Source organism: Candidatus Profftia sp. (ex Adelges kitamiensis) (assembly GCF_020342455.1).
Lineage (GTDB): Bacteria > Pseudomonadota > Gammaproteobacteria > Enterobacterales > Enterobacteriaceae > Profftia.
This window is the reverse complement of the sequence record NZ_CP080506.1, coordinates 34,836-47,597: the sequence shown is the minus strand read 5'-3', so window position 1 is coordinate 47,597 and position 12,762 is coordinate 34,836. Positions and strand designations below refer to the sequence as shown.

5 protein-coding genes are annotated in these 12,762 nt (G+C 23.0%); 3 read left to right on the top strand and 2 right to left on the bottom strand.

Going from position 1 to position 12,762, the window contains the following annotated elements; translation table 11 throughout:
- Nucleotides 1-3,627: 3,627 nt before the first annotated feature.
- Nucleotides 3,628-4,968: an MATE family efflux transporter DinF gene (dinF, locus tag K0T98_RS00105; protein WP_225639400.1), complete on the top strand. Its 1,341-nt coding sequence runs from the start codon at nt 3,628-3,630 to the stop codon at nt 4,966-4,968.
- 1,407 nt (nt 4,969-6,375) lie between these two features.
- Here dinF and dnaB read toward each other — a convergent pair.
- Nucleotides 6,376-7,788 (bottom strand): replicative DNA helicase, encoded by a 1,413-nt coding sequence (gene dnaB / locus K0T98_RS00100; protein WP_225639399.1) that lies wholly within the window; start codon nt 7,786-7,788, stop codon nt 6,376-6,378.
- A gap of 670 nt (nt 7,789-8,458) precedes the next feature.
- Here dnaB and ung point away from each other — a divergent pair.
- Entirely contained in the window at nt 8,459-9,142 is a 684-nt protein-coding gene (ung, locus tag K0T98_RS00095) for a uracil-DNA glycosylase (RefSeq protein ID WP_225639398.1), read from the top strand.
- 47 nt (nt 9,143-9,189) lie between these two features.
- On the opposite strand, the gene grpE is transcribed toward ung, so the two are convergent.
- A complete protein-coding gene (grpE, locus tag K0T98_RS00090) occupies nt 9,190-9,807 on the bottom strand; it encodes a nucleotide exchange factor GrpE (RefSeq protein ID WP_225639397.1) in 618 nt (205 codons plus the stop codon).
- A gap of 125 nt (nt 9,808-9,932) precedes the next feature.
- Between grpE and nadK the strand changes: the two genes are divergently transcribed.
- Nucleotides 9,933-10,811 carry an NAD(+) kinase gene (gene nadK, locus K0T98_RS00085; protein WP_225639396.1) on the top strand — a complete coding sequence of 293 codons (879 nt, stop codon included), beginning with the start codon at nt 9,933-9,935 and terminating at the stop codon, nt 10,809-10,811.
- Nucleotides 10,812-12,762: the final 1,951 nt, after the last annotated feature.

Here is a 12,762-nt window from a genome sequence, read left to right as displayed (position 1 = left end):
TATAATGATAGTTAGAATAATAAACTAAAAAAATATTTTTTATAGTTTACAAAAACCTATAAGTGATATTATAACGCTCTGTAAGCTACAATATATTTAATGATATTACATAAATATTTTTAGATAACTAATCCGTCGTTTCGTTTATAAAGTTCAGTTTTATTGTGGAATAAACGTATAGTACTTAACTATTAGTATTCAAAATGAATACTTAAAGTATTATACTTTTTGTTTTTCTAGTATGCAAGATTTGTATTAAATATACTTTTCAAAAACATCAAATATTATTATGTATATTCTATAGTTCAGGATATTAATTACTTAATGTAATTGTTAGTTTAATATTATATAATACAATTAAGTTCTAATACCTTAGAATAAGGTATTAATTAATTATAATTATCTATTTATGTATTAAGTGTTTATCCAATCACTGATTCTATCATATTTATTCACAATGAAATATTTCTATAGAAAGGTGATCAATAGTAATTTTTCTTAAAAAGAAATTGTTCTTTTAATGAAGATAATTAGCAATAGTTTTGTACTAATTCATATATTTTATATAATATTATGATATATAGAATTCTAATAAATACTTTTTAAGTTGTATTATTAAATATAATCATCCCAATATTTACAGAATTTAATAAAATTAATACTCTTTCTTTGTATAATAAAGATACCTGATTATATCTATAATGTTATTAAAAATAATTATATGATATTTTATCTCATTCTAATTTATTTATAAAATTTTAATAAAAGTCATATATTATTTAATAATTAATTTATTAGTAATGGTAGATGTATCCATAAAAATAATTATAAATTATTAGTATTAGAATACTGTAAATTTAGTTTTATTAAACAGACACTAAATTAAACATTGTTTATAATAAGTAAATAATATTTAATTAAATAGGATGTTTTTATTTCTAATTAAAGAGAATATAATTCATATCATGTTAATAATATAAATTTTTTTATAAATTCAGATTTTATAACTTTACTTTATCTACAATCTAATATATTCAGGTAGAATGTATTTTTTTTTGTAGAAAAAATAAGTACAAATAGTACAAATATAATATATTTTATAGATAACCTCTAAAAATAAAAATTATTGTTCAGCTAAATAATATATTATTTTATATAATTTTATTATACCTATTATATAACTAATTAAGGATGTTAAATATCTTAATGTTATTAATATACTTTTAAAATAAAAAGTATATTAATTTAGTAAATCAACAGAATATTTTTTACTATTCTTTTATAAAAAAGGGGTCATTGACTGATATAGTCAATATAATATCAAATTATTGAATATTTTATAGATACAAATTCTATATATTAGTTATTAAACTAATGGTATTGTAATCTAGTATATCAAATGGCACTTAATTGTTTTATATTTTTATAATAAAAAATATTTTTCAATACTATATCACTATTTATATGATGATTAATTTTTCGTAACTCTTAAAAGAGTATAATTATTAGGGGTATATATTAATATTATTAAAATTTTTTAGTATATATCTAAAGATAACATGTCTTTTTAGTGAAAAATATAAAAAATTTTATACTAATCAAAGTCACTATTTGCAGAAAAATATAATATATAATTAATTGCTTTAAGTATATATAAAAGTTAATAGTAATAATATTGATATTTATAAGTGTTCTAACTTATTATTATGATATAACTATAGAATAACCTTCTATACTTGATATGTTATTAGTCTATTTAGAGGTATAGCTTACTCTTATACTTTTATAAGGAGGTTATTGAATTAAAATATAAAATAAAAGTATTACTGCTAGAATATAAGATAGTTTTAAATAGTAAAGTAACATACTAACCTTGGTATGCATCATAACTTATTTTTTAATTAAATATTTAATATGAGATTATTAATCTTCTTTTAGTTTTTTTATATAAAAAAGAATAAATAACATTTGCAATCCTATAAAATTAAATATTTTATTAATTAATTATTAATATTATATTATTTCCTATAGTTATTTTATAATACACAGTAGCAACAATTTTATTTTTCTAAATTTATTATATTACTTATATTTTAAATTAATTTTTTTATTTGCATTAAGATCTAAAAAACTTTAAATAAATTGAAAATACAGTATCAATATTTTTCTAATGATTGAATAAAAATTTATTTACTTTAAATAAATACTGAATTTGATTGTAAATAATGTGTATATAATTCTTTATAAAGAATATTTTAGTCTTAAATATCTATTAGTTTATAAACTATATCTTGAACTATAATATTGTAATTATAGAGTAAATATTTTATACCTTATTACTATAATATCAATGTCTATTTAATTGAAGATTAGCTTTAAGATTAATTACCATAGCGTTATTTTTATGCATTTATTTTATCTTTTGTAGTTCATTAAGTTAATTAATTAATCTTTACTTATATTAAAATATAACTTTATTTTCCAGTTCTATATTAATCTTACATCCTAACTAATATTTAAGAAATAATTCTAAACATTTTTAGTATTCGTTATCCTTAAAATTCAATTAACGTAAGCACAATATATAATATTATATATTGATAAGATATAAAGTATCTAATTAATTGTATTTAATTTAGTTTGTGTATAAATCTAGTAATTAGTTATTTTAAATTAATTTTTAGGTAATCCACACAAGATTATATATTCATTATATAAGGGTAAATAAATATTACTAATATAAATAGTATTGCTTTCTCCTAGAGAAAGCAATACTATAATTTAAAGTGTTTTTACTTAGTAAGTGTATATTACTTTAAGTATTCCACTATATAGCTATAAGTATAGTAATTATTAAATAAAATATTATCTAGTTTTAAATAATTTTATACTAAATTAGTATTGTAGTAGTTAAGACTATTGGTCTTAGTAAGAATAAACTATATATCTTATTTATATTATATATTTATAAAGAATTATTGCTAGGGATAAACTAACTTCATTTAATATTAAACTTATATGTTATATAAAGATTAGTGATGTAATATATTATCAATAAATTCTTTCTTTTTAAATAAAACAATATATTTTAGGTAAATTTTATTAAACAAAATATTTTTTAGGTATCTAAAACTTATTTAAACTTTTACTTTATATGTATATAAACCTTAGAGATTACATGATTATTTAATTATTATGTACAATATTACATATATTTTACAAGAAATTTTATTTTATAATTGATAGTAAGATATAATAGCAATATTAGTTTAGCTGTAATTACTATATGAGATAGTATAATAATACTATTATTAAGTTATATTATTTATATATAGAATATTTTGGATAAGCAAAATTATAACATAACATTTGAATATGAAATATATATATTACATTATATACCACTACTATCGTATATAATGTAATATTAAATCATAAGATTTAAGAATCTTATAATTTAATATTTAAAGATCAAATTCTTGGAATTTATACTGCATTAATCAATAAATTTATAGCTAAAATATTTTATTGTTTATTGGCAATATTTATAGTGGAATTATTAGGTAATAAACTCCTGATTTAGTACTTAATAAGTTAGTAGTCAGTATATTAGAGACTAGATTAAATATGAAATTATTTAGACAGACTGATAAAGAAATATGGAGCTTAGCATTACCTATCATACTTTCTAATATTTCTGTTGTATTATTAGGTTTAGTTGATACAGCAGTTATTGGTCATCTAGACAGTAATATGTATTTAGGTGGTGTAGCTATAGGAACTATGGCTACTTCTTTTTTGTTTATGTCACTAATTTTTTTTCGCATGAGTACTACCGGATTAACTGTTAAAGCATTTGCAGTATTAGATAATAATGCTCTATCTCGTGCATTAGTACAACCTATGTTATTAGCTATAGCTACAGGTATAATAATAATTATTATGCGTGAACCACTTATAAAGTGTATACTAAGTATTATTGGTGAACATAATGATGTACTAGAACAAGCTTGTATATTTATGCGTATACGTTTACTTGGTACACCGGCAGCTTTAGCTAACCTAGTAATTTTAGGATGGTTACTTGGTGTTCAATATGTTCGTGCTCCCGTTATTTTACTAGTCTTCAGTAATATTATTAATATAATATTAAATTTATGGTTTGTAAGGGGATTATATTGGCAAGTGGTTGGTACTGCCAGTGCTACAACTATTGCTGATTATATAACTTTTTTTTTAGGAATAGGATTTTTATTTCATGCGATAAAAGTTCGTGGTCTATACTGGAGATTTTTCCATAATGCATGGTACGGTAATTGGTATAGATTACTATCTTTTAATCGTGATATCATGTTACGTTCTGTATTGCTACAACTATGTCCTTTATCTTTAACCATTCTAGGTGCACGCATGGGTCATACAGTAGTAGCAGTTAATGCAGTACTTATGAATTTATTATCCTGTACTTCTTATGTTTTAGATGGTTTGGCATACTCAGTAGAGGTATTTTCAGGGCAGGCTTGTAGTGTACGCGATATCCTAAGAATACAAAATATATGGTATGCAGCATGTAGACAGGCTGGAATTATAGCTATTTTTTTTTCTCTATTTTATGCTATATGTGGTAGATATATAATTACAATACTAACTTCTCTTTCGGATATACAAGAGTTAGCTAATTATTATCTACCATGGCAGATTATCTTGCCGTTTTTAGGAGTATGGTGCTATTTATTAGACGGTATGTTTATTGGTGCTACACGTGGAGGAGATATGCGTAATAGTATGGCTATATCGGTCACTGGTTATGGTCTTACACTCCTTACCTTACCGTGGCTAGGTAATAATGGTTTATGGTTAGCATTAGCAGTATTTTTATCATTACGAGGGTTATCTCTTTGGATATTTTGGCAATATCATTGGTTTCATGGTACATGGTTTAAGAAAAGTGATAATCATATATATTAATATGATTAAGTATCATGTTTATATTTTAGTAAAATAATTAAAATTTAAATATACCCGTTATTGATAAAAACATAATAATTTTCTTAAAATGCCTTAATGAATCTTATAAAAAAGATCTTAGTAAAATTATATTATATAATAATTCTAATTTTAAATTTAAATCAAGCTTAATAATTTAAAATTATAAAATATCTAGTTTAAATCTAATAATTTAAGAAATAATATTAATTAACTTTAATATATAATTAATTCATTATATATTGGCTACTCTTAAATATTTAAATTATATATATCTATAAATTATTTTTATGTTATAGATAATAATACCCCCCTAAAGTTAGTAGATAGTTAATATTACTTTATATGCATTTAGATTATTTATTAGTTAATATAGCGAATAAATAACGTATAAGAAATAGCAATATTTGTTATAATAGCCCTTTAGATAAATACATTAAAAATGTAATTAGTTTAAAAAAAATAATATTTTTCACTACAAATATAGTACATAGATATAACTTTTTATATTTTAATAAATTATTATCAATACATATAATTATCCCTATTATCTATTAGTATAAATGCTTATATTATATAAATATCACTTATATCTAGATATAATATCTAAACCTCTATTAAAATAATAATAGTTTATTTTTATTAGAAATGTATACGATCAATCTATAATTAACAAAATATAATTAGTACGGTAGTTAGGAAAAACTAAACGAGAATAATATATTTTAATAGACAAAGAAGAAAATAATATGAGTAGATAGGTATCTTATTACCTATATTAAAATAAAACTACAATTAGTTTTAGTAAAAAACTAATGTAATATAAATATTGCATAATTGAAAAAAATAATTATTTTGTAATATCTTAATTCTAAGACAACTACTGAAGTTTATTTTAACAAAAAACATACTAAAAGATAAAATAAATTATATTACATGTATTTATATATTTAATAGCATCTCCACAATAAATAACTATTTTATTTATAATACTGACTAGTAATTAATTATTTTATCAATAAATAAAACTTAACTTTTATAGAAGGGTATAATTTTTTTAAATATAACTAAAGAATAGTCTTATTCTAGTAAAATAGAATAAGTTTATTAAAATAATCATATATTTCAGTAATACTTATATAATTTAATTTAGGTATCTCCTTCAAATTTTTAAAAGATTTATAACATATATGGATAACAAATTAGAATTATTAGTCATATTGCTTAATTTTTCTAAAATATTAATATAATTATCATGATTAATGCATCTTATTAATATTAATTTTATCTTCTTATGAAGAAATATACCCTCCCTCCTCTTCTTAAAACTTTATTTAGATTACTAAGGGGATCCAAGTTATCCAGATTAGATAATCTGGATAACTTGGATTATTTTTTATGATTATACCTAGGTCCCGTATAGTTATCAAAACGTGAAAACTGACTGTTAAAAGTCAGTAATATTGTGCCTATAGGTCCATTACGTTGCTTTCCTAAAATAATTTCCGCCATACCTTTCATATCACTATTTTCATGGTAAATTTCATCACGATAGATAAATATAATTAAGTCAGCGTCTTGTTCTATAGAACCAGATTCACGCAAATCAGAGTTTACTGGACGTTTATCAGCACGTTGCTCTAGAGATCTGTTAAGTTGTGATAACGCCACAACTGAAACTTGAAGATCTTTTGCTAATGCCTTAAGAGAACGTGATATTTCTGCTATCTCTAATGTACGATTATTTAATAAAGAGGGTACACGCATTAATTGTAGATAATCAATCATTATAAGGCTCAGTCCATTATGATCGCTAAAAATACGGCGTGCACGAGAACGTATCTCCGTAGGAGTTAGTCCTGGTGAATCATCAATATATATATTGCGTTTTTCTAGAAGAATACCCATAGTACTTGAAATACGCGCCCAATCCTCATCATCTAGCTGACCTGTACGAATTTTAGTTTGATCCACCCGTGCTAATGAAGATAACATACGCATCATAATTTGTTCGGCTGGCATCTCTAAACTAAAAATAAGCACTGGTTTGACTTGAGTCATAGCAGCATTCTCGCATATATTCATAGCGAATGTTGTTTTTCCCATTGATGGTCTGGCTGCTATAATAATAAGGTCTGATTTCTGTAGGCCAGCGGTTTTCTTGTTGAGTTCTTGATAGCCAGTATCAATACCGGTTACACCGCAGTATGGTGTTTGATAAAGCTGCTCAATACGCGCAACAGTTTGTTCTAAAATACGATCTATACTTTTGGGTCCTTCATCTTTATTAGCGCGGTTTTCTGCAATTTGAAATACTCTTGATTCTGCAAAATCTAATAGATCTTCGCTACTACGTCCTTGAGGTTTATAACCGGCGTCAGCTATTTCATTAGCAACTAATATCATTTCACGTACCACTGCACGTTCACGTACAATATCTGCATAGGCATCAATATTAGATGCACTAGGTGTATTTTTTGAAAGTTCTGCTAGATAGGCAAATCCACCAACAGATTCTAAGTCATCACACTGCTCTAATGATTCAGCTAGTGTGATCAAATCTATTGGTCTATTCATTTCTAATAGACGCTTCATTTCATTAAATATTCTACGATGTGGATGACTATAAAAATCTTTAGCAACTATATAATTAGCTACATTATCCCAACGTGTATTATCTAACATCAATCCACCTAATACAGATTGTTCTGCTTCTATTGCATGTGGTGGTATTTTTAGTCTATCCATTTGCATATCATATGTTATTTTATTATTTTTACTAGTGGCTTTATTTTTTAACATATAAGAATATTTAACCTGTAATATAAAATACTTAGTATTATTAAAATGATATAATTTTATTAGAAAAATAATATTGAGATATATTAGGACGTATAATAAAAATTATATAATTTAATATTCCTATTAAAATTATTATTTGATCTATAATTGTAAAATACCTTATTTATTCTATAAATTATTACCTATACTAATTTCGTAGTATTATCTTAAATAAGCGGTTTTTTATATATTTTATAATTATTATTACTTTAATTATGTGAGTATTAATATTTTATTATTAAATATATTCTTCATATTATACATGTATATACCTACTATATCTTAGTATATTTTTATAATGTTTATAAACCGTACAAGTTATTTTATTAAGTATCATTGCAATGATACTATATATTTTAGGTATATTATAAATTAATCAATTACATAGAAGTTGGAGTAATATTAATAATTCAAATATAAGTGCATAGATATTTATTAATTTTAATATTAATCTTACATTATCATGCTAATGTAAGATTATTACAATAATCTTACTTATATTTAATTAAAACTACTATGTATTAATAGTTTAATGACTTATAGTAGTTGAAATTAACCCTACTACTATACTTATTAAGTATACTGTAATTACCTACATATTAATAATTTTAAAATTAAAAAGGTATTAATCATGACTTTACCATTAAACTGGCACGATGTTATTGGTATTGAGAAAAAACAGTATTATTTTAATAAAATTTTGAATTTCGTTACTCTTGAGCGTCAATCTGGTAAAATTATTTATCCATTGCAGAAAGATATATTTAATGCTTTTCGATTTACCGCTTTTCATGATGTTAAAGTAGTCATTCTAGGGCAGGACCCTTACCATGGGCTAAATCAAGCCCATGGATTATCCTTTTCTGTGCTTCCAGGTACTCCTGTACCTGCTTCTCTCATAAATATATATAAAGAACTTTATAATGATATTGAAGGATTTAAAATACCTAAGCATGGTTATCTTAAAAGTTGGGCTGATCAAGGTGTATTACTTCTTAATACCATATTAACCGTTGAGTGCGGTAAACCGTATTCACATGCTAAATTAGGATGGGAGACTTTTACTAATAAGGTGTTATTGTCTCTGAATGAATACCGTTCAGGGATTATATTTCTTCTTTGGGGTGTACAGGCCCAAAAAAAAAGTAATATTATTAATAGTCATCTTCATCAAATTTTACAAACGTCCCATCCATCTCCAATGTCAGCATATCGCGGTTTTTTAGGTTGTCATCATTTTTCACAGACTAATCATTTTCTATTAGAACAAAATAAAAAACCTATTAATTGGCAACCCTTTTTACCGGAAAAATAGTATTAAGAGACTATTTTAAATTAAACATTATTAAGTTAATAATTTTTTTATTGTTTTGGTTCCTCATCAGATTTAACTTTAGATACTGTAACCATAGCTGGACGTATTAAACGACCATTAAGAGTGTATCCTTTCTGCATAACCATCATAACATGATTTGGTTCATGTTGATCTGATTCAATTAGAGTCATAGCCTGATGTATTTCTGGATTAAACGGAACGTTTACTGTATTAATTTGTTCTACACCAAATTTACGTATAGCTTCTAGCATAGATTTTAGGGTTAATTCAAGACCCTCGATCATGGTTACTATATTAAGGTTAGAACTTCCAGTTAGTTCAACTGACCGTTCTAAATTATCGATAACTGGTAAGAGTTCATTAGTAAATTTTTCTAAGGCAAATTTATGTACTTTTTCAAGATCTTGCGCGGTACGACGGCGAATATTATCTATTTCTGCGCGAGAACGAAGAAAATAGTCACGTTCACGTTGAGATGATTCTTGTAACTTTTTTTCTAATTCAGTAATAAGTTTATTATGCTCGTCTAATGCTGATACTGTGTTTACAGCATTAGGTTGAGATATTACTTGTTGTTGACCCTGTCCGTTTTCTATTTTTTGTGAGTCTTGTATATGCGATATATTATGTTCTTTATTGCTCATAAAATTCTCCACGGTTTAGTATTTATCTCTATACTTAATTTATTATTATGGGGATAAAATTTTACGATGCAAGAGAAGTATGTATTAGTAGAATTATTAAATTATATTTAGTAAGGATATATTATATGAATAAAAAAATTAAATGTATAGGTTTGATTGGTTATCCTCGACATCCATCAGCGATGGATGTGCACGAGATGCTATTTTACTGGCTTATAGGTCAGGGTTATTCTGTTATTTTAGAAGAACAAATTATACATCATCTTAAATTAGTAAATGTAGTTACAGGTAGTTTAGCAGATATTGGTAAACAGGCCGATCTTGCTATTGTGGTCGGTGGTGATGGTAATATGTTAGGTGCTGCAAGAATTTTAGCGGGATACGATATTAAAGTTATTGGTGTAAATAAAGGTAACTTGGGATTTCTCACTGATCTTAACCCCGATAATGTTAAAAAACAGCTGTTAGATGTTCTGAGAGGGGAATATATTAGTGAACATCGTTTTTTGCTTGAAGTACAATTGCGTAGAGAAAATATATCAAAATATACTTGTACTGCAATAAATGAAGTAGTTTTACATCCTGGAAGAGTAGCTCATATGATTGAATTTGAGGTATATATTAATGAAAATTTTGCTTTTTCACAGCGATCAGATGGTTTGATTATCTCGACGCCAACTGGATCTACAGCATATTCTTTATCTGCCGATGGACCAATATTAACTCCTATGCTAAATGCTATAGCTTTAGTACCAATGTTTCCGCATACACTTTCATCAAGACCTTTAGTAATAGATGGTAATAGCCAAATAAATCTACGTTTTAATAATTTTAGTAACGATCTTGCAATTAATTGCGATGGTCAAATTTTTTTATCGATCAAGCCAGGTGAAGATGTATTAATTCAGCGTAGTGAGTTTTACTTGGAGCTAATACATCCTAAAGACTATAACTATTTTAATATATTAAGTACTAAATTGGGGTGGTCTAAAAAACTTTTCTAATAAAAATAAAATTCCCATAACTAGTAATTATTTATAAAAAATATTTATTTTATTTATTAAAAATAAGACTACTATATCACCACTTAGTGTTTCAATAGAATTGATATTATAATTAGAATCTTTTATATTCTATATATTTAGATATCTTAATGCTATCATAAAATAATTAAAGGGTGATTGTTATTATTTAAGATTTATAAAGTATATTTATATATCTTAACTATATGGATAGTTTATATAATAATATAACTATATTAATTATAATCAAAGATTAGTATGTTATTGTGATAACAACTTAACTGTTTTCATAAATAAATATTTTTAAATTAATCATTAGAAATATTATTTATATTTATTTTGTTTAGAACATATATAATATTGGGTGTGGCATAGTTATTACAATATTAGTTTATATGTATTATTTTTAATGATTTTATATTATTATGTATCTATATTTTGTATTATTTATCTAAATAAATGTTTTATGTAGTTTTTATAACTTTATTTATTACATATTAAATATTAAAATTTATATAAAACAAAGTATTTTAACTGTTTATGTATTTATTTTAATAAAAATTACCTTAAAACACTATAAATCACAATATTATAAATCCAATAAATAAGCATTTTTTATGATATATTGATTATTACAATAATATATACTTATTAGTATTATTTAATAATCTAAGTAGCCTTTATTATTATCTTATGTAATTATTATAAGTAAACCTAATAATATAAAATATTCTTTTAATTAGTATCTTTTTAATTACTCATAACGTTTTCTTAATATTTTTTATATAAAAATTTTATACAAGCTTTAGTCTACTATATTATAAAACTTTGTTTTAAGTCTAATTATTTCTTTTATATATTAAAGACTATTTAATTTAATTAAATTATCATAAAATACTACCACACTCAAGTATATATCCTTTTTATGAAATTTAATGTGACATAATTTATAAAATTAAATTATTATATATTGTCAATTTTGCCTACTTTTATACTAAAGAAAATGAATAATAATAATATTATTATTAAATAACTATAGATGATCTATCTTATATATAAAAATATATGTAGTACTTGTATTCTAATTGTAACATTTGGTAGTTTTAAATAAAACTTACATATATATTTATATTAAAATAATAAGATACAACTATTTATTGTATCATTCAGCAAAATTATATATTTTATATACTTCACGTGTACTAAATAATTTAATATTTATGATGCTCGTGATTATCATAGTATAAATACTTTAAGTAAGAGTGTTATTGCATATGATTATATTATAAAATCTAGTTTGGTACTATTAGTTAACTAACTAATGAATATAAAAATTTTTTAAAAAACTTGAATTTTAAAAGATAATTACTATACTACTAGTATAGTTGTGAATATTATTAAAAGCAAAATTATTCTATATAATTTTAATATAAAATTATATAGAATAATTTATATTAAAATCTAAATATATTATATTTTATAATATTAAAAATTTGATAATATAATTTATATTTGCATATATTATTTATATTTAACATATTAACTATATATGTAGTATTGATATTTATCAATAAGCAATATTTAGGTTATTACATTGCAAGATGTGTAGTAATTTAACTATGATATTAATCATCACAACAAATAAGATGCATCGCAAGATTCTATAGATAGTTTATTATTCTATATTTAGGTTTATTGCAGTTTATATAGAAACATATTTCTATATTGTCTATAAATTTTATTAGTACTAATATACTATTTACTTATAGATTTAAAAATATATTACTGATTTTTTGTTTACATTAAATGGATATTATAAATAGCTACAATATAAATATACTATTAATATAAAAAAGATATTTATTATGAATGTATAATTAATTTGATATATTAAATCATTACTGTGCTTAGAAAAAATAAATAACTCCACATA